This is a genomic window from Streptomyces sp. NPDC053079 (assembly GCF_044546695.1).
Lineage (GTDB): Bacteria > Actinomycetota > Actinomycetes > Streptomycetales > Streptomycetaceae > Streptomyces.
This window is the reverse complement of record NZ_JBITZJ010000006.1, coordinates 297,146-319,392: the sequence shown is the minus strand read 5'-3', so window position 1 is coordinate 319,392 and position 22,247 is coordinate 297,146. Positions and strand designations below refer to the sequence as shown.

The window sequence follows — 22,247 nt, the reverse complement described above, 5'->3', positions numbered from 1 at the left end:
GGAGCGCATATACCGGCCGCACGTTTGTACGCCTACCGGGCGGCTGTCGACGAGAATGAGAGCGTGACTTCAGCTACCGAGCCCGAGACCCCGGCAGCCGGCCGGACAGCAGCCACTCCCCGGCTGATCGCCACCGACCTCGACGGCACCCTGCTGCACGACGACAAGACGGTCTCGGACCGCACGGTCGCGGCGCTGGCCGCCGCGGAGGCGGCGGGCATCGAGGTCTTCTTCGTCACCGGCCGCCCGGTGCGCTGGATGGGCGTGGTCAGGGACCACGTGCACGGGCACGGCCTCGCGATCTGCGCCAACGGGGCCGTCGTGGTCGATCTGCACGACGGCGGCCGGTTCGTCGACGTGCGCCCGCTGGAGGCCGCCGCCGCCCTCGCCATCGTCCACGCGGTGCGCGCCGCGGCGCCCGGCGCCTCCTTCGCCGTCGAGCGGACCTCGGGCATCCACTACGAGCCGCACTACCCGCCCTTCCAGCTGGACCCCTGCGCGCGGATAGCCTCCGCCGAGGAGCTCCTGGAGGACGGCGACGGGCAGGGCGACGCCATCGTCAAGCTGCTCGCCTTCCACCCGGAACTGGCCCCGGACGAGTTCCTGGACGTCGCCCGCATGGCGGCCGGCGAGCACGGTTCGTTCACCCGCTCGAGCCCCACCGCGCTGCTGGAGATCAGCGGCCCCGGCGTGAGCAAGGCCAGCACCCTGGCCCGGTGCTGCGCCGAGCGGGGCATCGGGCCGGAGCACGTCGTGGCGTTCGGCGACATGCCCAACGACCTGGAGATGCTCACCTGGGCCGGCACCTCGTACGCCATGGCCAACGCCCACCCCGAGGTGCTGGCGGCCACCACGCACCGCACCGCCGCCAACACCGAGGACGGCGTCGCGGCGGTCATCGAGCAGATCCTGCACGGGCTGCCGTAGGCGGTGAAAGGACGGGCGTCGGAAGCCGCCTACAGCAGGACTCCGCGCGCACGCAGCCACTCCACGGGTTCGACCGCGCTCCCGGACCCCGCCGACCGGCGGATCTCGAAGTGCAGATGCGGCCCCGTGGAGTTCCCGGTGGTCCCGGACAGCCCGATCCACTCGCCCGCGCGCACCTGCCGCCCCGGCGCCAGCAGCGGAGCCGCCAGGTGCGCGTACTGCGAGTGCCAGCCGCCCTCGTGCCGGACCACCATGCTGATGCCGTAGGGCCCGCCGCACCCGATGGACGTCACCGTCCCGGCACCCACCGACCGCACGGTCGTACCGGTGGGGACGGCGAAGTCCTGCCCGGTGTGCCCGCCCGCCCAGTGCCCGCCCACGCCTCCGAAGCCCGCGGTGAGCTCGTACGACAGCACAGGACGCGTCCAGCCGCTCGGCGAGACGGCGGCCCCGCGGTCCGCGCCGTTGCGGCCGTCCTGGATTTCGCTCTGGAGGCCGTCGAGGTCGATCGGTGTGCAGCGCTGGTTGCGGATGGCCGCGTCCGCCAGGCGGTTCAGGTCGCCGCGCGCCTGTGCGAGCCGCTCCTCCAGAAGCTTCTTCTCCATGCGCACCTGGGTGACGTCCGCGTCGAGGGCCTGCCAGGAGGGGGATGCCGGCGTCTGGTTCGCGGCGAGCGTCCTGTTCCTGTTGTCGGCCTCGATCACCATGCGGGCCAGCCGCTCCCGCCGGTCGGAGTCGGCCGCCCGCGACTGCGCGGAGGCGGGCAGGGCCGCCACCGCCACGCACAGCACGCACAGCAGCACACCGCCCGGCCGGTGCACGGGACGGGTCCGCAGGGCCCGCAAGCTACGGCGGGAGGAACGGACCTGACGATATGAACGGTAAGGATGGAGCATGCCCGCGATCCTGACCTGATGGTTCGTCATGCGCGCCCGCAGGAGGGCGTTCGGAGGAATGCGCGCACCTATAGGGCTACGGGTACGCCCATAGGGCGGTCTTCCTGTGCCCCCCAAAGCGCCCCTCTGTGCCCCCGCCGAGCGCCCCTCGCTCTACAGGGGCGCCTCCCACACCACCTTCGTGCCGCCGCCGTCCTCGCCGAGCCCCGGCCCGTACGAGCTGGATCCGCCGAGGGACTCCGCCCGCTTGGCGAGGTTGCGCAGTCCGCTGCGCCGGCCGCCCTCGGGGATGCCGACGCCGTCGTCCGCCACGGTCAGACGGACGCCTTCCCGGCCGTCGGGCAGGGTGACGGTGGCGTCGACGAGGACCTCGATGCGGGAGGCGCGGGCGTGCCGGAAGGCGTTGGAGAGCGCTTCGCGCAGGGCCGCGATGAGGTTCTTCCCGGTGAGCTCGCCGACCTTCGCGTCGACCGGGCCGACGAAGCCCGCGGAGGGCTGGAAGCCCAGCGGCACGGCGGCCGTGCCCAGCTCCCGCAGGACGCGCGTGCGCAGCCCCGCGGGCGCCTCCGCGGGCTCCTGCTGCAGGGCGAAGATGGCGGTGCGGATCTCCTGGATGGTCACGTCCAGCTCGTCGACCGCCTGGCCGATCTTCGTGCCGACCTCGGGCACGACGGCGAGGCGCTGGGCGCTCTCCAGCAGCAGACCGGTGGCGAAGAGCCGCTGGATGACCAGGTCGTGCAGATCGCGGGCGATCCGGTCGCGGTCCTCGAAGACGGCCAGCCGCTCCCGGTCGCGCTGTGCCTCCGCCAGGACGAGCGCGAGCGCCGCCTGTGCGGCGAACTGCGCCGCCAGGGTGCGCTCGGTGGCGGTGTACTTGCGGGCGCCGCGCTTGCGGGGCGTGGCGAGGGTGCCGAGCACACGGTCGCCGCTCTTGAGCGGCAGCAGCATGCTCGGCCCGAAGCGGGGCGCGACCTCTGTGATCATGCGCGGGTCGGTGGCCGAGTCGTCGATGAACACCGGCTCCCCGGCGAGGAGCTGCGAGACGACCGGGCTGTGCGGCGGTATCACCGTCCCCAGCAGTCCGGTGGGGTCCTCGGCGGAGACGGCCACTATCTCCAGGCCGCCCTCGCCGTCCGGCAGCAGCACGATGCCCGCGTCCGAATCGGCGAGCCTGCGGGCCTGTTCGGCGACGACGGACAGGGCGTCCTCGGCGTCGCTGCCGGACAGCAGCGCGGTCGTGACGGCCACCGAGCCGTCGATCCAGCGCATGCGCTGACGGCCCTCGTCGTACACGCGGGCGTTGCCGATCGCGATGCCCGCCTCCGTCGCGAGGATCTTCACCATGTGCAGGTCCGCGATGCCGAACTCGCCGCCCCCGCGCTTCCCCGTCAGATAGAGGTTGCCGAAGATCTCGCCCCCGACGCGGATCGGCACGCCCAGCGCGTGCTGGCCGTCGGGGAAGGCGGCGATGTGCTCGTACTGCTCCTCGCTGACCCCGTAGGTGACGAAGTCGGACAGTCCCTCGCCGCCGGGGTCGATGACGCCGATGGCGGCGTAGCGCGCGTCGGCGAGTTCGGCGGCGGTCCTGGCGATCCGGTCGAGGGTGGTGTGCAGCTCCAGACCGGTGCCGACGGCCCGCATGGCCTCCAACAGCTGCGGCACGCGGCCGGTCAGCTCCACGGACAGCCCCTGCAGGCTGCGCGCGGCCTCCGTGGCGACGTCCACCGAGTCCGGGCAGGCCGCGGGGGCCGGCGCGCGCGTGGGGTCCCGCGGGGCGTCGCCCCGGGGCTCGGAAGGGGATGCGGTCGCTGCCATGCACCGAGCCTAATAAGTACCATTTGCCAGGGAAAGCGCCTTACGCCTGGTGTCCGCGGCGTCCTCGAGAACGTCGCCCTCGGCGGCCTCCCGCTCCAGCATCCGCCGGAACGGCCCCGGCGCCTGAGCCAGCTCCCCGTACGCGCCCCGCTGCGCCACGCGTCCCTCCTCCAGCACGATCACCTCGTCCACCGCCGTGAGACCCGCCAGCCGGTGCGTGATCAGTACGGTCGTACGTCCCCGCGTGGCCGTCAACAGATCGGCCGTCAGAGCGTCGGCGGTCGCCAGGTCGAGATGCTCGGCGGGCTCGTCCAGCACCAGGACCGGGAAGTCCGCGAGCAGCGCGCGGGCCAGCGCCAGCCGCTGCCGCTGACCGCCCGACATCCGCGCCCCGTGCTCGCCGACGAGCGTGTCCAGGCCCTGCGGCAGCGTCTCCACCCACTCCAGCAGCCGCGCCTGCCGCAGCGCCTCGCGCAGCTCGCCGTCGCTCGCGTCCGTGCGGGCGAGGCGGAGGTTTTCGCGCACCGAGCTGTCGAAGAGGTGCGCGTCCTGCGCGCACAACCCCACCAGCCGCCGCACGCCGTCACCGTCCATCAGAGCCGCGTCCCGGCCGCCGAGGCTGTACGAGCCCGCCTCCGCGTCCAGGAAGCGCAGCAGCACCTGGGCGAGCGTGGTCTTGCCCGCACCGGAGCGCCCCACCACGGCGACCCTGCGGCCCGCCGTCAGCTCCAGGTCGAAGCCGTCCAGCGCGGGCGCGTCCTGCCCCCGGTAGCGCGCCGTCAGCCCCGTCAGGCGCAGCGGGAACGGCGAGGCGGGCGCCCGGCCGGTCCCCTCCCGTACGGGCTCGGGCGCGTCCAGCACCTCGTACACCCGCTCCGCGGAGCGCCGGACGCGCTGGCGGTACTGCACCGCGAGCGGCAGCGCGGTGACCGCCTCGAAGGCCGCCAGCGGAATGAGCACGACCACGGCCAGCCACACCCCGCCGAGCCGTCCGTCGTGCACGGCGCTCACGCCGGCCCAGGCCGTGCCGACCACGGTCAGGCCGCAGGCCAGCGCCGACAGCCCGGAGCCGAGCGCGGTGGCGGCGGCCGTCCGGCGCGCGATCCGGGTGAGCTCGGCGTCGGTGCGGCGCAGCCGCTCCAGCCGGCCGGGCAGCGCGCCCGCGACCGTCAGCTCGGCCGTCCCGGTCAGCACCTCGACCACCTGGGTGGACAACTCCCCGCGCGCGGGCGCCAGCTGCCGCTCCGCGCGCCGGGCGAGCGCCCCCGACAGTGCGGACACGGCGAGACCGGCGGCCAGCAGCCCGACGGCGAGCACCGCGCCCGCCTCCGGCAGCAGCCAGGCGGTGAAGCCGACGGAGGCCGCTCCGACGACCACGGCGGAGCCGACCGGCAGCAGCCAGCGCAGGAAGTAGTCCTGCAGCGCGTCCACGTCCGCGACGAGGCGCGAGAGCAGGTCCCCGCGCCGGGTGTCGCGCAGCCCGGCGGGGGCGAGGCGCTCCAGGCGCCGGTAGACCGAGACCCGAAGCCCGGCCAGGACGCGCAGGACGGCGTCGTGCGAGACCAGGCGCTCGGCGTACCGGAGGACGGACCTTCCGATGCCGAAGGCGCGGGTGGCGGTGACGGCGACCATCAGATAGAGCACGGGCGGCTGTTGGGAGGCGCGCGAGATCAGCCATCCGGAGACCCCCATCAGCCCGACGGCGCTCCCGAGGGCCAGCGCCCCCAGCGCCAGGGCGAGCACGAACCGCCCCGTCCACGGCCGTCCGGCACCCCGCACCCGGGCCAGCGCCCGGGCGCCGCGCACGCGGTCGCCCTCCACGTCGTTCCAGCCGCCGCGCACGCCGTGGGGCGCCTCAGGACCGTCGTGCGCCTGTCCGTCCCCGCGAGTCCCCTCGGCCGCCTCCGGCGCCTTGCCGGAGGCCGGGCCGACGGGTGCCCCGGCAGACGGACGGCCGAGCGATCCGGCGGCCGAGCGACCAGGCGCGCCCCCCTGCCCCGGCGCCCCGCCGGGGAGCCGTACCGTCCGGTCGGCGACGGCGAGCAGGGCCGGCCGGTGCACGACCAGCACCACGGTCCGGCCCACGGCCAGCCGTCGTACGGCCGCCACCACGGCGGCCTCGGTCTCGCCGTCGAGGGCGGCGGTCGGCTCGTCGAGCAGCAGCACCGGCCGGTCCGCGAGGAACGCGCGGGCCAGCGCGAGGCGTTGGCGCTGCCCGGCCGACAGCCCGCCGCCGTCCTCGCCGAGGCGGGTGTCAGTGCCCTGCGGCAGCATGGAGACGAACTCGAGCGCCCCGGCCGCCCGCAGGGCGTCCCGCACCTGCGCGTCCGTGGCCTCGGGCCGGGCCAGCCGTACGTTCTCGGCGACGGTCCCGGCGAAGAGGTGGGGTCGTTGCGGAACCCAGGCCACCTGGTTCCGCCAGCTTTCGGGGGAGAGCGATGACAGGTCCGTACCGCCCACGAGGACGCGCCCGCCCGAGGGCCGCTCGAGGCCCAGCAGCGCCCTCAGCAGGGTCGACTTGCCGGCTCCGCTGGGGCCGGTCACCGCGACCGTCTCGCCCGGCCGCACCTCGAACGCCGTCTCGGCCAGGGAGGGTTCGGGCCGGCCCGGGTGGCGCACCACGAGCCGGTCGACGGTCAGCACCGCACTGCGGGCGTCCGGGGCCGGAAGGGTGCCGGCGGGGGCACTCTCGCTCTCCAGCACCGCGAAGACCTCGTCTGCGGCCGCGAGGCCCTCCGCCGCCGCGTGGTACTGCGCACCGACCTGACGCAGCGGCAGATAGGCCTCGGGCGCCAGGACCAGCACCATCAGGCCGGTGTACAGGTCGAGTTCGCCGTGCACCAGCCGCATGCCGATGCCGACCGCCACCAGCGCCACCGACACGGTGGACAGCAGTTCGAGGGCGAAGGAGGACAGGAAGGCCAGCCGCAGTGTCCGCAGCGTCGCGCGCCGGTAGTCGGCGGTGATGGCGCGGATCGACTCGGCCTGCGCCTTGGCGCGGCCGAAGACCTTGAGCGTGGGCAGACCCGCCACGACGTCCAGGAAGTGCCCGGAGAGCCGGGCCAGCAGCCGCCACTGCCGGTCCATGCGGCTCTGGGTGGCCCAGCCGATGAGAGCCATGAACAGCGGGATGAGGGGGAGGGTGAGGACGATGACGAGCGCCGAGAGCCAGTCGGCGGTGACGATACGGGCGAGCACGGCGACGGGCACCACGGCCGCCAGACCCAGCTGGGGCAGGTAGCGGGCGAAGTAGCCGTCCAGCGCGTCGATTCCGCGCGTGGCGAGGGCGGTCAGCTCGCCGGTGCTCCGCGCGCCCGGCCCGCCCCGCGTGGCGCGTTCGAGCAGCCGCGTGCGCAGCTCGGACTTGACCGCCGCGCTGGCGCGGTGCGCGGCCAGCTCGGTGAGCCAGGACACCGCCGCCCGGCCCAGGACGACGGCGGCCAGCAGCGCCAGGGGCGTGCCCAGGTCCCCGGCCGTCCGCCCGTCCTGGAAGGCCCCGGTGACGATCTCGGCGATCAGCATCGCCTGGCCGATGACCAGGCCGGCCCCGGCCAGTCCGAGGCCGACGGAGGCGGCGAGGAAGAAGCGGGTCGCGGAGGCGTGGGTCAGCAGGCGGGGGTCGACGGGCTTCATGTCGCCGCCGTCTCAGTGGGCGGCCGGGATGTGCTGGGTGCCGATCCGCTTGCGGAAGACCCAGTACGTCCACGCCTGGTAGCCGATGATCAGCGGCGTCATGGGCACCGCGACCCACGTCATGATCTTCAAGGTGTAGGGGCTGGAGGCTGCGTTCGCCACCGTGAGGTTCCAGTCCGGGTCGAGGGACGACGGCATGACGTCCGGGAAGAGCGCCAGGAAGAGCAGCGCGAAGACGGCCGCGACGGTCACCCCGGAGAAGGCGAACGTCCAGCCCTCCCGACCGAAGTGGTTCATGGCCAGTGCCGCGATCAGGGCCACCCCGGCGACGATCAGCGCGACGAGGCTGCGGCCGTTGCCGGACTCGATCTGCGTCCAGCCGAGGAAGGTCACGGCGAGGACGCCGGAGGTCATACCGAGGACGGTCGCCCGGGACCGCGCCCGGTGGCGGATGTCGCCGACCGTCTTCAGCGTCGCGAAGACCGCGCCGTGGAAGGTGAAGAGCACGAGCGTGAGGGCGCCGCCCAGCAGGGCGTACGGGTTCAGCAGGTCGAGCACGTCACCGGCGAAGTTCTTGTCCCGCCCGACCGGCACCCCGCGCACGATGTTGGCGAAGACGACGCCCCACACGAAGGCGGGCAGCAGCGAGCACCAGAAGATCGCGTGTTCCCAGTTCAGCTGCCAGCGCTCGCCCGCGCGCTTGTGGCGGTACTCGAAGGCGACGCCGCGCAGGATCAGACAGACAAGGATGAGCAGGAACGGCAGGTAGAAGCCGCTGAAGAGGGTGGCGTACCAGTCGGGGAAGGCGGCGAAGGTCGCGCCGGCCGCGGTGATCAGCCAGACCTCGTTGCCGTCCCAGACGGGTCCGATGGTGTTGATCAGCACCCGGCGTTCCGTGCGGTCCCTGGCGAGGAGCTTGGTCAGGACGCCGATGCCGAAGTCGAAGCCCTCGAGGAAGAAATAGCCCGTCCACAGGACGGCGATCAGCAGGAACCAGAGGTCGTGGAGGTGCATGGTCGGTGTCTCCGTTCCGCCGCGTCAGTACGCGAAGGTCATCGGCTTGTCGGCGTCCTCGGGCTCGCCGGCCCCCGGCGAGGGGAGCCGCAGCCTCGGGTCCTTCGTGGGCGGCTTCTCGTCCGTATCCGGGCCGGCCGTGGCGTACTTCACCAGCAGCTTCACCTCGACGACGGCGAGGATCCCGTACAGCAGCGTGAAGATGCCCATGGAGATGAGGACTTCGGCCTGGCTGACGCCGGGCGAGACCGCGTCGCCGGTCTTCATCAGCCCGTAGACGGCCCAGGGCTGGCGGCCCATCTCGGTGAAGATCCAGCCGAAGGAGTTGGCGATCAGCGGAAAGCCCATGGTGAGGATGCCGATGCGCCAGGACCAGGTGGTGAAGAACGGGCTCATCTCGCGGGTCCGCGTCAGCATCAGCCGCGGGACCTCGTTCTCCCCCGTGCGGAACCGCGGCGCGAGCCAGAACTTCTTGCGCGTGGTCCACAGCCCGATGAGCGCGGCCACGAACGACGTCATCCCGAAGCCGATCATGAGGCGGAAGCCCCAGAAGGTCATGAAGATGCTGGGGATGTAGTCCTCCGGCTGACCGCCGTAGGCCGCCGCCTCCCGGGCGGCGATGTCGTTGATGCCGGGGACCGCGTCGGTGAAGTTGCTGTGGGAGAGGAAGGAGAGCAGGCCGGGGATCTCTATCTCGACACTGTTGTGGCCCTTGGAGACATCGCCGACCGCGAAGACCGAGAACGGCGCCGGTGCCTTGGTGTCCCACAGCGCCTCGGCGGCGGCCATCTTCATCGGCTGCTGCTCGAACATCACCTTGCCGAGGCTGTCACCGCTGATCGCGGTGCCGAGCCCGGCGATGACCGCGACGACGAGCCCGACGCGCAGCGAGGCCCGCATCGCGCCGATCTGGTGCCGCTGCTTCTCGCCCAGCTCCTCGCCCTTGATCTGCTTGCGCTTGGCGCGCCACAGGTGGAAGGAGGCGATGCCGACGATGAAGGCGCCTCCGGTGAGGAAGGCGGCGGTGAGGGTGTGAAAGACGACGACCAGGGTGGTGTTCTGCGTCATCACCGCCCAGATGTCGGTGAGCTGGGCCTTTCCGGTCGCCTTGTCGAGGGTGTAGCCGACCGGGTGCTGCATCCAGGAGTTCGCGGCCAGGATGAAGTACGAGGACAGGACCGTACCGACCGCCACGATCCAGATGCACGCGCAGTGGATCTTCTTGGGCAGCTTGTCCCAGCCGAAGATCCACAGTCCGATGAAGGTGGACTCGAAGAAGAAGGCCAGCAGCGCCTCCATCGCGAGCGGCGCCCCGAAGACATCACCGACGAAGCGCGAGTAGTCCGACCAGTTCATGCCGAACTGGAACTCCTGGACGATGCCCGTGACGACGCCCATCGCGATGTTGATCAGGAAGAGCTTTCCCCAGAACTTCGTGGCATGGAAGTACTTCTCCTTGCCCGTTCGGACCCAGGCCGTCTGGAGGCCCGCCGTGATCGCGGCGAGGCTGATCGTGAGCGGTACGAAGAGGAAGTGGTAGACGGTCGTGATGCCGAATTGCCAGCGGGCGAGTGTCTCGGGAGCCAGAGCCAGATCCACTGGGGTCTCTCCTTGCCTCTTGCGTCACCGGCGGCACATGCCGCCAGGCTTTTGCCCCTGTATGACCCAGATAAAGAGGGGCATAAAGAACGCGCTTGTGAACGCGTTCACATTCACAAGCATTATTGCGCACCACTTTTTCGGACAAGCACGCGGGGTACCCCCTTCGGCCCTGGCGCCGGGCCGGAGGACCCAAGGAACGCGAAGACGCCGTGCGCCCCGACCGGGGGCACACGGCGTCCACTCGCTCTCGCCAGGCCGCGGCTCGCGCCGCCCGGCCCACTCGCTCGCTACATCTTCTTGCGGAACTCCTCCGCCGTCCGCAGGAAGATGTCGTTCGCCTCGGTCTCGCCGATCGTCACCCGCACGCCCTCCGGGAACGGCCGTACGACCACGCCCGCCTGCTCGCACAGGGCCGCGAACTCCACGGAACGCTCCCCCAGCGGCAGCCAGACGAAGTTGGCCTGCGACTCCGGCAGCGTCCAGCCCTGCCCGGCCAGGGCCCCAGCCACCCGGGTGCGCTCGGCCACCAGCGCGTCCACCCGCTCGCGCAGCGCCTCCTCGCTGCGTAGCGAGGCCACCGCGGCGTCCTGGGCCACCTGGCTCACGCCGAAGGGGACCGCCGTCTTGCGCAGCGCCGCCGCGACCGGCTCGTGCGCGACCGCGAAGCCGATGCGCAGTCCGGCGAGCCCGTACGCCTTGGAGAAGGTCCGCAGCACACAGACGTTGGGCCGGGTGCGGTAGAGGTCGATGCCGTTGGGGACGGTCTCGTCGCGGATGAACTCCAGGTACGCCTCGTCCAGGACCACCAGCACGTCGGAGGGCACCCGGTCCAGGAAGGACTCCAGCTCCGCCCGGCGCACGACCGTACCCGTGGGGTTGTTGGGGTTGCAGACGAAGATCAGCCGGGTCCGCTCGGTGATCGCGGCGAGCATGGCGTCCAGGTCGTGCACATCGCCCTCGGCCAGCGGCACCGGCACCGGCGTGGCCCCCGAGACCTGGGTGATGATCGGGTACGCCTCGAAGGAGCGCCAGGCGTAGATCACCTCGTCGCCCGGGCCCGCCGTCGACTGGACCAGCTGCTGCGCGACGCCGACCGAGCCGGTACCGGTGGCCAGGTGCGTCAGCGGCACGTCGAAGTGCTCCGCCAGCTCGGCCATCAGGGCGGTGCAGGCCATGTCGGGGTAGCGGTTGAGCGAGGAGGCGGCGCCGACGGCGGACTCCAGGACCCCGGGCAGCGGCGGATACGGGTTCTCGTTGGAGGACAGCTTGTACGCGACCGGGCCGCCGGGCGCCGCCGGCTTGCCGGGCTTGTAGGTCGGCACACCGTCGAGCGCCGCACGCAGCTTGGGGGTCTTCTCGGTCACCGTAGATCCTCCTCCACCACCACTGACATGAATACTGCACACCTTATGAGGATTGCCCCGGGCGGCGTCCAGGTCTTTGGGAGCGCTCCTCTTTCCGGTGCACGCCGTGGCGGGCGCCGTGGCGCGCATCCCCCGTGAAGGTGAGTTGAGACCTCTTCGAGACCTGGACCAATCATGAGGGGTGGATATGCCACGCCCCGACGCCACCGCACACCCACCCTTAACTGCCTGCGTTTCCATGGTCATTGAAGGGAATCGCCACAGCAGAAACGTGCCTGTCAACAGTCAAATAGGACGCCCTGCCAAAGGACCACCCGAGCCCTACTATCGGCTCGCCATGACAGCAGCAGGGAAGCATCAGGTGAGCCGGGCGGAACCGTCCCGCAGGGGCAGTCGGCAGGGGCGGGCGGGCATTCGGGACGTGGCCGCCGCCGCCGGGGTTTCGATCACGACCGTCTCCGACGCGCTCAACGGCAAGGGCCGGCTACCGGACGCGACCCGCCGCCATGTCCGCGAGGTCGCCGACCGGCTGGGCTACCGCCCGTCCGCCGCGGCCCGCACCCTCCGTACGGGAAAGTCCGGGCTCATCGGCCTGACCGTGACCACCTACGGGGATGAACCTTTCACCTTCACCGAATTCGCCTACTTCGCCGAGATGGCCAGGGCCGCCACCTCCGCCGCGCTCGCCCGCGGCTACGCCCTCGTCATCCTCCCGGCCACCTCCCGGCACGACGTGTGGTCCAACGTCGCCCTCGACGGCACGGTCGTCGTGGACCCCTCCGACCACGATCCGGTCGTCTCCGACCTGGTCCGCCAGGGCATCCCCGTCGTCTCGGACGGCCGGCCCGCGGGCTCCCTGCCGGTCACCGCCTGGGTCGACAACGACCACGAGGCCGCCGTGCTGGGCATCCTCGACCACCTCGCCGACGCCGGCGCCCGCCGGATCGGCCTGCTCACCGGCACCACCACGGACACCTACACCCGGCTGTCCACCACCGCCTACCTGCGGTGGTGCGAGCGCGTGGGCCAGGACCCGGTCTACGAGGAGTACCCCGCCCACGACCCCTGCGCGGGCGCCGTCGCGGCCGACCGGCTGCTCGCCCGCCCGGACCGGCCCGACGCGGTGTACGGGCTGTTCGACCCCAACGGCACCGACCTGCTCGCGGCCGCCCGCCGCTACGGTCTGCGCGTACCCGACGATCTGCTGCTCGTCTGCTGCAGCGAGTCCACCGTCTACGCCACGACCGAGCCGCCCATCACCACGCTGTCGCTCAAGCCGCGCCGCATCGGGACCGCGGTCGTCCAGCTCCTGATCGACGCGATCGAGGGCCTGGACACCGGCCGCCCGGTGGAACAGGTCATACCCACCGAACTGATCGTCCGGACCTCCTCCGAACGACGTCACCCGCGCACCACCGTCAGCCCGCCGCGCGGACCCGCCGCGACCTGACCCGCAGCTGCCCGCCCCGGCCGACCGCGACCCGGCCGGCGCCCGGGCCGCGACCCACCAGGACCTGCCACGCCCGGACCGCGTCAACCGGAGTGGACCCGGTGTCCGGCGCACGAGGAAGCGGGTCACCGACCACGGGGAGCCGCCCGGAGCCCGTCTGACCGGCGCGAACGGCTCATCAAACGGCTCATTTGGGGAGAAATGACCGGCGATCCCGGTCTCCCGCCCCGATTCACAGCCCCTGGTGCGTCACAACCCGCGACGGTCATTCCTATGATGGGCGCACGACACCACGGACCGCCGTCGACCAGGCAAGGTCCACAAGGTGCACGGCGGCGCGATGGTGGAGGGGTCGATGACTCAGGGGGCCGGTCAGGGACCTGCGGCACGGACCGCGGCGGCGATGCCGCCCTTCCCCGGGTACGCCGCTCCCCCTCCCATGCCCGGTTACGACCGGGCGGTCCCGCCCCCGCAGGCGGCTCCCGAGTACCCGGAGTACCCCGAGGGGTACACACCCACCGCGCGCGACCTCCCGGTCATCGCCCAGAGCGCTCCTCCCCAGGACGTGCCCACCGTCGAGCTGACCCCCCTGGCCGCTCCCCAGCACGAGCCCCTGCCCACCGGCCCGGGCCCGCTGTACGTCGTGGGCGACGTCCACGGCTACCTCGACGAGCTGTACGAGGCGCTCGCCGCCCAGGGGCTCATCGACGCCCAGGGGCACTGGGCCGCCGGCAACGCCCGCCTGTGGTTCCTCGGCGACTTCACCGACCGCGGCCCGGACGGCGTCGGCGTGATCGACCTCGTCATGCGGCTGTCCGCCGAGGCCGCCGCCGCCGGCGGCTACTGCAAGGCCCTCATGGGCAACCACGAGCTGCTGCTCATCGGCGCCAAGCGGTTCGCCGACACGCCGGTCAACTCCGGCGCCGGCACCGCCTCCTTCCAGGCGGCCTGGCTCCTCAACGGCGGCCAGCGCACCGACATGGAGCGCCTGGAGGACCACCACCTGCAGTGGATGTCGCGCCTGGACGCCATGGCGCGCGAGGACGGGCACCTGCTCGTCCACTCCGACACCACCGCCTACCTGGAATTCGGCGACTCCATCGAGGACGTCAACGACGCGATCACCGAGGCCCTGCAGCGCAACGACCCCGATGAGGTCTGGGACCTGTTCCGCAAGTTCACCAAGCGGTTCGCCTTCCGCGACGAGGACGCCGGCCCGATGGCCGTACGGGAGCTGCTGCAGACCTACGGCGGCGCCCGCATCGTGCACGGCCACAGCCCCATCCCCTACCTCCTGGGCGAGGTCGGTACCGAGGAGGCGGACGAGGACGGCGGCGGCGCGCCGGTGGTGGACGGTCCGCATCTTTACGCCGACGGGCTGGCGCTCGCCATGGACGGCGGCGTCACCATGGCCGGAAAACTGCTGGTCGTGCAACTTCCGCTGGCCGGCTGAGGGTTCAGCGGGGCGCTCCACGGGCAGATGAGGAGTTCCACCGGCGCGGGGTAATTCGGGAAACACACTGTCACCCCGCGCCCGTGCGGCTCTACCATCGGCTTATCCGTAGCAGGCTCTCCTCCGTTTCCGCCCACTGCCCGGTGGTACAGCCGGCATCAAGGCCCTACGGAGCATCGGGGGATGCACATGAACAGCGCTCCGCACCTGTTGGCCGAGGACCGCCCGGAATTCGAGCGGGTTCTCGACCAGGCGTTGCGTTCAGCGGACCGAGACCCTGAGATCAGCGCACTGGCCGCCGCGATAGGACAGCGGCTCAATACCGAACAACTGCGCACCATGGCACTCAGCGCCATGTCCGCCATCTGCGCGTGCGCGGCGACGGAATACCAGGACTTCCTCGGCGCGCGCGAGGAACTGCGCGCCCGGTCGGCCGCCGCCCGGCCCCGGCCGGTCGCCAGCGCGGTGGCGCACGGCGGCGAGGGCAGCCACGGCAGTGCGCCCTCCCCCGAGACGGAGCCCGCCGACGTGCCCGAGGACGAGGGCGCCGGCGCAGGAGCGGTCCTGGCCGTCCTGGCCCCGGCCCTGGCGGGGATCGCCGCGTTCCTCTTCCTGCTGATCGGCTACGTCATGCGGACGGTCGGCTCGAGCGAGCCCGTCGCGGGCCAGATGATCACGGTCGGCTGGTGGTTCGGCGGCTTCACCGTCGCCGGAGTGCTGGTCGCCATGTCCGGCATGCTGCGCACCGCCCTGCGCAACGGCCGGCAGCAGGAGGCGCCGCACGGCGACGGCCTCTCCGAGGCGGCCGAGCAGGCCCGCGAGGCCTGGCGGCGGGCGCTGCTGGAGCGCGGCATCCTGCCCTTCCTCCGCGAAGCGCTGGCCAACGGATCGGGGCCGCGCCCCGCCCCCGTACGCAGGCAGCCGTCCGGCCCCGGCCGCACCCCCCAGCTCGGTTACTCCCGGCCCGGCTTCTCCAGCCCCGACAGCGACCCGTCCTCGTCCACCCGTGCGGGCTTCACCAGCCCGGATTTCACGAGCCCCGAGTTCGGCACGGACCACCGGCCCGAATAGGCCGGTGGTCCACCGTCGGCCGGTCCGCGCGGTTCAGTCCGCGATCGGCAGATATACGCGATTGCCCGAGGCCGCGAACTCCTTGGACTTCTGCGCCATTCCGGCCTGCGGATCGACGGCTTCCCCGGCGGCGACGGCAAGATCTCCCCCGTGCTCACGGCGAATGTCCTGGGAGATCTTCATCGAACAGAACTTGGGTCCGCACATCGAGCAGAAGTGCGCCGTCTTCGCCGGCTCGGCCGGAAGCGTCTCGTCGTGGAAGGCGCGGGCCGTCTCCGGGTCCAGGGCCAGATTGAACTGGTCCTCCCAGCGGAATTCGAAACGCGCGTCGGAGAGGGCGTCGTCCCACTCCTGCGCCCCGGGGTGGCCCTTGGCGAGATCCGCCGCATGCGCGGCGATCTTGTAGGTGATGACGCCGGTCTTCACGTCGTCGCGGTCCGGCAGGCCCAGGTGCTCCTTGGGCGTGACGTAGCAGAGCATCGCCGTGCCCCACCAGGCGATCATCGCCGCGCCGATCCCCGAGGTGATGTGGTCGTACGCCGGTGCGACGTCCGTCGTCAGGGGGCCGAGCGTGTAGAACGGCGCCTCCTCGCAGATCTCCTGCTGGAGGTCGATGTTCTCCTTGATCTTGTGCATCGGGACATGGCCCGGGCCCTCGATCATCGTCTGGACGTTGTGGCGCTTGGCGATGGTGTTGAGCTCGCCGAGCGTCCTGAGCTCCGCGAACTGCGCCTCGTCGTTCGCGTCCGCGATCGAGCCGGGGCGCAGGCCGTCGCCCAGGGAGTACGTGACGTCGTACGCGGCGAGGATCTCGCAGAGCTCCTCGAAGTTCTCGTAGAGGAACGACTCCTTGTGGTGCGCCAGGCACCACGCGGCCATGATCGAGCCGCCGCGCGAGACGATGCCGGTCTTGCGGCGGGCGGTCAGCGGGACGTAGCGCAGCAGCACGCCGGCGTGGACGGTCATGTAGTCGACGCCCTGTTCGGCCTGCTCGATGACCGTGTCCTTGTAGATCTCCCAGGTCAGCTCCTCGGCCTTGCCGTCGACCTTCTCCAGGGCCTGGTAGAGCGGGACGGTGCCGATGGGGACGGGGGAGTTGCGCAGCACCCACTCGCGGGTGGTGTGGATGTTGCGGCCGGTGGAGAGGTCCATGACCGTGTCGGCGCCCCAGCGGGTGGCCCAGGTCATCTTCTCCACCTCCTCCTCGATGGAGGAGGTCACGGCGGAGTTGCCGATGTTGGCGTTCACCTTGACCAGGAACTTCTTGCCGATGATCATCGGCTCGATCTCCGGGTGGTTCACGTTCGCCGGGAGCACGGCGCGGCCGGCCGCGATCTCCTCGCGGACCGTCTCGGGGGAGACGTTCTCGCGGAGGGCGACGTACTCCATCTCCTCGGTGATCTCACCGCGGCGCGCGTACGCGAGCTGGGTCACCGCGGCGCCGCCGCGGCCCCGGCGGGGCTGGCGGGGGCGGCCGGGGAAGACGGCGTCCAGGTTCTTCAGGCCGCCGCGGGGCGAGGTGTGCTTGATGCCGTCGTCCTCGGGGCGCATGGGGCGCCCGGCGTACTCCTCGGTGTCGCCGCGGCCGATGATCCAGTTCTCCCGGAGCGGGAGGAGGCCGCGCCGGACGTCCGTCGCGACGGCTGGATCGGTGTACGGGCCGGAGGTGTCGTACAGCCGTACGTCCTGCCCGTTGGTGAGGTGCACTCGCCGCACCGGAACCCTGAGGTCCGGCCGCGAGCCGGTCACGTAGTCCTTGTGCCAGCCGATCTCCCGGCCGGTTTCGGACGTGCGTGCATCCTGCGAGGTCATCAGACCAGTCTCCCTACGCCGGCATTACCCGGTAACAGGTTCGGCGGTCGACGCAGCGGCGTCCGTACGTGTTCCGTACGGAGGTCAGCGCCCTCTCAGCCCGGTGCTCCGAGCTCCCGCGATTGCAAAAAGGTGGCACCACGCTAGCGCCTTCCGGCGCGGAGCTGCCAGGGGGGCTTGCGATGATCGGGGGGTGACCCCCACTGATCCCAGCCCTCACACCCCCCACGCACACGGCCATTCCCACGGGCATGGCCATTCCCATGGCCATGGCCCCGCGTCACCCGTTTCGGCGCATTTGCGCAAGGTGATCGCGGCGGTGCTCATCCCCTTCGCGGTCGCCGTGGTGACCGGCCTGATAGTCCTCTGGCCGGGCGGCGCCCCTCCGCACCAGCACACCGGTGTGGGCCTCGACCAGAAGACGGAGTCGGGGCGGGTGGTGAAGATCGAGGAGTTCACCTGCCCCAGGTCGGGCGGGCAGCCGCCGCAGCAACAGCAGGCGCCGCCGGGTGCGCCGCCGGCCGACCAGGGGCCGTGCGAGAAGGCCACGATCGAGGTGGCCTCGGGCCCCGACAAGGGGAAGACCTTCACGGAGGTCGTACAGCCGAGCGCTTCCCGCCGCTATGACGTCGGGCAGAAGGTGGTCCTGGCGTACGCGCCTAAGGCCCCGGAGAATCTGCGCTATTCGGTCACGGACGTGGACCGGACCTTCCCGATGGTGGTGCTCGCCGTGGTCTTCGCGCTCGCGGTCGTGGTGGTGGGGCGGCTGCGCGGGCTCTTCGCGCTGATCGCGCTGGTGATCAGCTTCGGGGTGCTGACGCTGTTCATCCTGCCGGCGATCCTCCAGGGCTCGAACCCGCTGCTGGTCGCCGTGATCGGCGGCAGCGCGATCATGCTGATCGCGCTGTACATGTGCCATGGGCTCACGGCCCGGACCTCGGTGGCGGTGCTGGGCACGCTGATGTCCCTGCTGGTCATCGGCCTGCTGGGGTCGCTGTTCATCGAGTGGGCCCATCTGACGGGCAACACCGACGACCAGACCGGCCTGGTGCACGGGCTGTATCCGCAGATCGAGATCCGCGGCCTGTTGCTGGCCGGCATCATCATCGGCTCGCTGGGCGTGCTCGACGACGTGACCGTCACCCAGACCTCGGCGGTGTGGGAGCTGAAGGACGCCGATCCGACCGCGAATTGGCGCAAACTGTACGGCTCGGCGATGCGCATCGGACGGGACCACATCGCATCGGTGGTGAACACGCTCGTGCTCGCCTACGCCGGCGCGTCCCTGCCGTTGCTGCTGCTGTTCACCATCGCCGACAGTGGGGTGGGGACGGTGGCGACGAGCGAGATCGTCGCGGAGGAGATCGTCCGCACGCTGGTGGGCAGCATCGGGCTGGTGGCCTCGGTCCCGGTGACGACCCTGCTGGCGGCGCTCGTTGTCAGTGCCGACCGGCACAATGCGAGCACGGGGAGAACGCGGTCGCGGGGCGGCAGGCGCCGCCGCGCGAAGTGAGGAAACGGGGGGCTTCCTGTGGTCGGTGCGCTGGGCAGAGTGACGGGGACGGTCGGTCCGGGGCTGGTCGGCGAGGTGATGGTGCGGGTGCGGGGCGGTGCCGAGGCGTTCCTGGCCTATCCGGCCGAGGGGGACGGGCGCATCGAGCGGGGCACGGTCGTCGTGGTCGTGGAGTATCTGCCGCCCCGCACGGTCTATGTGACGCCTGCCTACGGCTGAGGCGCGACGGCCGGGTGATGGCGGGTTTCCTTACGTGGTGTTGCCGGTTCCGGGCGTTCAAGATCCAGTCGAGGGGGTAGGGGCGTCTTCGCCCGGGTACGCCCGGGCGGACTCTTCTTGATCACACGGCCCGGGACGGGCCGCAAAAGGGGGGCTACGCATGTTCATTGGCATCGTGGCGGGGGTCGCGCTCGTCGCGGTCGGCATCCTGCTCGGGCTGTTCAAACTCATGTGGCGGGTCGCGGAGCCGAACGAGGCCCTGGTCATCTCCGGTTCCAAGCACCGCACGGAGGGCCTGGAGGAGGGCATGGGCTTCCGGATCGTCACGGGGCGGGGAACGCTCGTGCTGCCGGGGGTGCAGGTGGTGCGGAAGTTGTCACTCGACCTCAACGAGGCCGATTTGAACGTGGATTGCGTGACGAAACAGGGCATTCCACTCAAGGTGCATGGCGTGGTCATCTTCAAGGTGGGGGACGACTTCGTCTCCATCGCCAACGCCGCCCGCCGCTTCCTGGACCAGCAGAAGTTCATGGCGGAGCGGGTGCACAACGTCTTCGCCGGTCATCTGCGCTCGATCGTGGGCGGATTGACCGTGGAGGACATGATCCGCGACCGGGAGCGGCTGACGGGCGAGACCCGGGCCGCGTCGGGCACGGAGATGGAGAAGCTGGGCCTGATCATCGACTCGCTGCAGATCCATGAGATCCAGGACCCCACGGGCTACATCAAGAACCTCTCCGCCCCGCACGCCGCCGCGGTCCAGCGGGACGCCCGGATCGCCCAGGCGGAGGCGGACCGGCTGGCCACCGAGGCCGAGCAGCAGGCCGCCGCCCGGATGTCCCAGGCGACCCGCGACAGCGAGATCCTGCAGGCCGGCTATCAGGCCGAGCGGGACAGCGCCGCCGCCAAGGCCCGCCAGGCCGGCCCGCTCGCCGAGGCGGCGGCCCAGCAGGAGGTCGTGGTCCAGGAGACCCGGGTCGCGGAGCTGGCCGCCCAGCGCCGGGAGCAGCAGCTGCAGGCCGACGTGCGCAAGCCCGCGGACGCCGCGGCGTACGAGAAGCGGACGCTGGCCGAGGCCGAGCGCGACGCCCGCATCTCCGCGGCCCAGGCCAAGGCCAAGGAGACCGAGCTGGCGGCGGCCGCCGAGGCGACGAGGGTCAAGACGGCGGCCGCCGCCGAGGCGGAGGCCACCACGGCACGCGGCACCGCCGCGGCGGCGGCGACCCGCGCGACGGGCGAGGCCGAGGCCGCGGCGGCGCAGGCCAAGGGTCTGGCCGCGGCCGAGGCGGCCCGGGCGAACGGCCTCGCCGAGGCCGAGGCCATCAAGGCCCGGGCCGCGGCACTGGCCGAGAACCAGGACGCGGTGGTGGCGCAGCAACTCGCGGAGAACTGGCCCGAGATCGTGCGGGCCGGGGCTCAGGCGTTCGGGAACGTGGACCACATGGTGCTGCTGAACGGGGCGGACGGCATGTCCGACCTGTTCGCGAAGGCGCTGACGATGGGAGGTACGGGGCTGGGGCTCGCGCGGCAGCTGCTCGCGACCATGGGCACGGCCGACGGGCCGGGCACCCGGGCGAGCACGGGCGTGAACGGTGACAGTGTCGACAAAGCCACCGGCGAGCAGGGCGGCAGCGGTCCGGGGGTGAGGATTCCGGCGCCCGCGGCCCAGGGTGCGGCACCGCGCTCCGAGCGGGTGCCGATCGAGGGGGTCGAGGGGGACGGCGGCAGCAGCGGGCCCAAGCGCCCGTCGGCTGCGGCCGGCTAACCGGCGTTCTGACCCTCGGGGTTGCCGGCGAGGATGCTGTCCAGCGCCGCGGCCAGGTCGTAGTCGAAGTCGGCGACCGAGTGCTCCTCGCCCAGCGGGGCGACCCGGTCGGTCCGGTCGAGGAAGGCCACCAGCGGCGCCGCACCCGCCCGGAACAGGGCCCCTTCCCCACCCACTTGCAGCCGGATGAACACGTCCGACAGGTGCTGCGCGGAGGCGGGGGCGATGTGGACATCGCCCTCGCCGGAGGGCTGGCTCAGCCCGTCCAGCAGCAACTCCCGCGCGAAAGCCCAGGTGACCGGGGCATCGCCGGGGAGGTGAAAGGTGAACTTCACGGCGTAGGGATCGCTGCTGTCGTAGCCCAGCTCCACCGGGATCCGGAAGGACAGCTCCTCGGAGACGAGGAAGGTCATGACCACTTCTGCCTGAACTGTGTCGCGCATCGCCCAATGCCCCGTCTTCGTCGGTTTGGCAGGGATTGAAGCCTGATGGCCCCAATGACGCCATAGTCTGACAAGAACGCCCAGTGGATCACAAGGAGTGATTTTCCAGTTACTCATGGAGACCGAGGGTGAGCATACGAGCTCTCCGACTCTGGAGCGTAGCGACTCGACTACTGGCTGGAGTCGTAACGTGGGATTTGATGGCACGGAACGGCCGAGAACTGGCCAAAGTGGCCCGAGGGCACACGGATTACCGTTTGGGCAGCGGGCGTCTCGTTCAAGTTGACGGCGAGATGGAGGAGAGAAGTTGACGGGAGAGATAACTCCCGGCCTTCCGCTTCGTTGAGTTGACCGAGCGGACACCGGCCGACGGCGTGGGCGACGCGGCCTGCCGGTGGGACGTTCCCGGGCGGTCCCCCTTTCGCCCGGGTCGGCCGGTTCCTACCAGTCGCCCCTCGACGACGAGGACGACGTGAACTTCTTGACCACGAAGATCAGACCACCGACGAGAGCCACCAGCAGCAGCGCCTTGAAGAGCAGGCTGATGACAAAGCCGAGCACACTCAGGATCAGGCTGCCGAACACCACCAGCACGAGAACCGGCACGGCGATCCACTTCACCCACCACGGCAGTCCTTCGAATATCCCCTTCTCAGCCATCTCGACCCCTGCTCTCCGCTTCGTGCGTGCTTTCACGCGGCCTTGTCACATCACGACCGCCGCGGCCCGACGCGCGAATGCGACGCCAAGAGCCACCGGCCGCCCGGAGCGGAATGCCCCGGCCTGCTCTCGATGCTAGGACGGGCAGGTGGGCCCGCGGGGGCCCCGCAGCCCCCGTCCGTCCCTGAGCGTCCCCCTACGGGATGCCGGGGGGCCGGCTCAGCTCTCGGGCGGAGAGAAGACGACCAGGACCCTCAGGTCCTCGCTGATGTGGTGGAACCTGTGCGTCACCCCGGCGGGGACGTACACCACACTGCCCCGGCCCACCTGGGTGGTCTCCGTTCCGACCGTGATCGACGCCCGGCCGCTCACCACCACGTACACCTCGTCCTCGGCGTGCGGCGCCTGGGGATCGGTGTCCCCGGCGTTCAGCGCGTAGAGGCCGACGGACATGTTCCGCTCCCGCAGGAACTGCAGATACGCGCCCTCGTTCGCGGCCCGCTCCGCTTCCAGCTCATCCAGCCGGAACGCCTTCATGCGCCGTTCACCCCTCACCTGTGCCGGTCGCGCTCTTTGCACTGATCTTCATCGGCCGCGCGCGTCTGCAACG

At 71.5% G+C, this 22,247-nt stretch carries 17 protein-coding genes and 1 riboswitch; of the genes, 7 read left to right on the top strand and 10 right to left on the bottom strand.

Features of this window, described 5'->3' with window-relative positions; all coding sequences use genetic code 11:
- Nucleotides 1-63 precede the first annotated feature (63 nt).
- On the top strand, nucleotides 64-927 hold the full coding sequence (locus tag ACIGXW_RS23700) for a Cof-type HAD-IIB family hydrolase (protein WP_399574905.1): 864 nt from the start codon (nucleotides 64-66) through the stop codon (nucleotides 925-927).
- Between the two features lie 29 nt (nucleotides 928-956).
- Here the strand turns inward: ACIGXW_RS23700 and ACIGXW_RS23695 are convergent, their stop codons facing one another.
- The 6 genes from ACIGXW_RS23695 to hisC all read right to left on the bottom strand — a co-directional run bounded on the left by ACIGXW_RS23695 (nucleotide 957) and on the right by hisC (nucleotide 11,251).
- A complete protein-coding gene (locus ACIGXW_RS23695; protein WP_399574904.1) occupies nucleotides 957-1,748 on the bottom strand; it encodes a M23 family metallopeptidase in 792 nt (263 codons plus the stop codon).
- 228 nt (nucleotides 1,749-1,976) lie between these two features.
- Entirely contained in the window at nucleotides 1,977-3,638 is a 1,662-nt protein-coding gene (locus ACIGXW_RS23690; RefSeq protein ID WP_399574903.1) for a GAF domain-containing protein, read from the bottom strand.
- Between the two features lie 9 nt (nucleotides 3,639-3,647).
- Nucleotides 3,648-7,271, bottom strand: a complete 3,624-nt coding sequence (cydD, locus tag ACIGXW_RS23685) for a thiol reductant ABC exporter subunit CydD (protein WP_399574902.1) — start codon at nucleotides 7,269-7,271, stop codon at nucleotides 3,648-3,650.
- Nucleotides 7,272-7,283: 12 nt separating this feature from the next.
- Nucleotides 7,284-8,285, bottom strand: coding sequence for a cytochrome d ubiquinol oxidase subunit II (gene cydB / locus ACIGXW_RS23680; RefSeq protein ID WP_399574901.1), 1,002 nt, complete (start codon nucleotides 8,283-8,285; stop codon nucleotides 7,284-7,286).
- 24 nt (nucleotides 8,286-8,309) lie between these two features.
- Entirely contained in the window at nucleotides 8,310-9,884 is a 1,575-nt protein-coding gene (locus ACIGXW_RS23675) for a cytochrome ubiquinol oxidase subunit I (protein ID WP_399574900.1), read from the bottom strand.
- Between the two features lie 290 nt (nucleotides 9,885-10,174).
- The gene (hisC, locus tag ACIGXW_RS23670; protein WP_071966077.1) at nucleotides 10,175-11,251 is read right to left on the bottom strand and encodes a histidinol-phosphate transaminase; all 1,077 of its coding nucleotides are present in this window, start codon (nucleotides 11,249-11,251) and stop codon (nucleotides 10,175-10,177) included.
- 337 nt (nucleotides 11,252-11,588) lie between these two features.
- On the opposite strand from hisC, the gene ACIGXW_RS23665 reads away from it, so the two are divergent.
- From ACIGXW_RS23665 to ACIGXW_RS23655, 3 genes are all read left to right on the top strand, one after another.
- Nucleotides 11,589-12,701 (top strand): LacI family DNA-binding transcriptional regulator, encoded by a 1,113-nt coding sequence (locus ACIGXW_RS23665; protein WP_071966079.1) that lies wholly within the window; start codon nucleotides 11,589-11,591, stop codon nucleotides 12,699-12,701.
- A 355-nt stretch (nucleotides 12,702-13,056) separates the two neighbouring features.
- Nucleotides 13,057-14,154 (top strand): metallophosphoesterase, encoded by a 1,098-nt coding sequence (locus ACIGXW_RS23660; protein ID WP_399574899.1) that lies wholly within the window; start codon nucleotides 13,057-13,059, stop codon nucleotides 14,152-14,154.
- Nucleotides 14,155-14,337: 183 nt separating this feature from the next.
- Nucleotides 14,338-15,225 carry a hypothetical protein gene (locus ACIGXW_RS23655; RefSeq protein WP_399574898.1) on the top strand — a complete coding sequence of 296 codons (888 nt, stop codon included), beginning with the start codon at nucleotides 14,338-14,340 and terminating at the stop codon, nucleotides 15,223-15,225.
- A 33-nt stretch (nucleotides 15,226-15,258) separates the two neighbouring features.
- On the opposite strand, the gene thiC is transcribed toward ACIGXW_RS23655, so the two are convergent.
- A complete protein-coding gene (gene thiC / locus ACIGXW_RS23650; protein WP_071966089.1) occupies nucleotides 15,259-17,037 on the bottom strand; it encodes a phosphomethylpyrimidine synthase ThiC in 1,779 nt (592 codons plus the stop codon).
- Nucleotides 17,031-17,167: riboswitch (TPP riboswitch) on the bottom strand. It overlaps the preceding gene by 7 nt.
- A 63-nt stretch (nucleotides 17,168-17,230) precedes the next feature.
- On the opposite strand from thiC, the gene ACIGXW_RS23645 reads away from it, so the two are divergent.
- The 3 genes from ACIGXW_RS23645 to ACIGXW_RS23635 all read left to right on the top strand — a co-directional run bounded on the left by ACIGXW_RS23645 (nucleotide 17,231) and on the right by ACIGXW_RS23635 (nucleotide 20,534).
- On the top strand, nucleotides 17,231-18,550 hold the full coding sequence (locus ACIGXW_RS23645) for a YibE/F family protein (RefSeq protein ID WP_399574897.1): 1,320 nt from the start codon (nucleotides 17,231-17,233) through the stop codon (nucleotides 18,548-18,550).
- Nucleotides 18,551-18,568: 18 nt separating this feature from the next.
- A complete protein-coding gene (locus tag ACIGXW_RS23640) occupies nucleotides 18,569-18,769 on the top strand; it encodes a hypothetical protein (protein WP_071966092.1) in 201 nt (66 codons plus the stop codon).
- A gap of 160 nt (nucleotides 18,770-18,929) precedes the next feature.
- The gene (locus ACIGXW_RS23635; RefSeq protein ID WP_399574896.1) at nucleotides 18,930-20,534 is read left to right on the top strand and encodes an SPFH domain-containing protein; all 1,605 of its coding nucleotides are present in this window, start codon (nucleotides 18,930-18,932) and stop codon (nucleotides 20,532-20,534) included.
- Here the strand turns inward: ACIGXW_RS23635 and ACIGXW_RS23630 are convergent.
- From ACIGXW_RS23630 to ACIGXW_RS23620, 3 genes are all read right to left on the bottom strand, one after another.
- On the bottom strand, nucleotides 20,531-20,977 hold the full coding sequence (locus ACIGXW_RS23630; RefSeq protein ID WP_071966095.1) for an SsgA family sporulation/cell division regulator: 447 nt from the start codon (nucleotides 20,975-20,977) through the stop codon (nucleotides 20,531-20,533). The two genes, ACIGXW_RS23635 and ACIGXW_RS23630, sit on opposite strands and share 4 nt — an antisense overlap.
- Nucleotides 20,978-21,418: 441 nt before the next feature.
- Entirely contained in the window at nucleotides 21,419-21,637 is a 219-nt protein-coding gene (locus ACIGXW_RS23625) for a DUF5326 family protein (RefSeq protein ID WP_071966097.1), read from the bottom strand.
- A 219-nt stretch (nucleotides 21,638-21,856) separates the two neighbouring features.
- Complete coding sequence (locus tag ACIGXW_RS23620; protein WP_071966099.1) at nucleotides 21,857-22,174, bottom strand: cupin domain-containing protein; 318 nt, start codon at nucleotides 22,172-22,174, stop codon at nucleotides 21,857-21,859.
- Between the last annotated feature and the right edge of the window lie 73 nt (nucleotides 22,175-22,247).

Excerpts from the sequence above, each read along its gene's own strand:
- ACIGXW_RS23660 (WP_399574899.1), top strand. The coding sequence starts at position 13,057 with ATGACTCAGGGGGCCGGTCAGGGACCTGCGGCACGGACCGCGGCGGCG.
- ACIGXW_RS23665 (WP_071966079.1), top strand. The coding sequence starts at position 11,589 with ATGACAGCAGCAGGGAAGCATCAGGTGAGCCGGGCGGAACCGTCCCGC.
- ACIGXW_RS23620 (WP_071966099.1), bottom strand. The coding sequence starts at position 22,174 with ATGAAGGCGTTCCGGCTGGATGAGCTGGAAGCGGAGCGGGCCGCGAAC.
- ACIGXW_RS23625 (WP_071966097.1), bottom strand. The coding sequence starts at position 21,637 with ATGGCTGAGAAGGGGATATTCGAAGGACTGCCGTGGTGGGTGAAGTGG.
- cydB (WP_399574901.1), bottom strand. The coding sequence starts at position 8,285 with ATGCACCTCCACGACCTCTGGTTCCTGCTGATCGCCGTCCTGTGGACG.
- thiC (WP_071966089.1), bottom strand. The coding sequence starts at position 17,037 with ATGACCTCGCAGGATGCACGCACGTCCGAAACCGGCCGGGAGATCGGC.
- ACIGXW_RS23635 (WP_399574896.1), top strand. The coding sequence starts at position 18,930 with ATGTTCATTGGCATCGTGGCGGGGGTCGCGCTCGTCGCGGTCGGCATC.
- ACIGXW_RS23690 (WP_399574903.1), bottom strand. The coding sequence starts at position 3,638 with ATGGCAGCGACCGCATCCCCTTCCGAGCCCCGGGGCGACGCCCCGCGG.
- cydD (WP_399574902.1), bottom strand. The coding sequence starts at position 7,271 with ATGAAGCCCGTCGACCCCCGCCTGCTGACCCACGCCTCCGCGACCCGC.
- ACIGXW_RS23655 (WP_399574898.1), top strand. The coding sequence starts at position 14,338 with ATGCACATGAACAGCGCTCCGCACCTGTTGGCCGAGGACCGCCCGGAA.
- ACIGXW_RS23630 (WP_071966095.1), bottom strand. The coding sequence starts at position 20,977 with ATGCGCGACACAGTTCAGGCAGAAGTGGTCATGACCTTCCTCGTCTCC.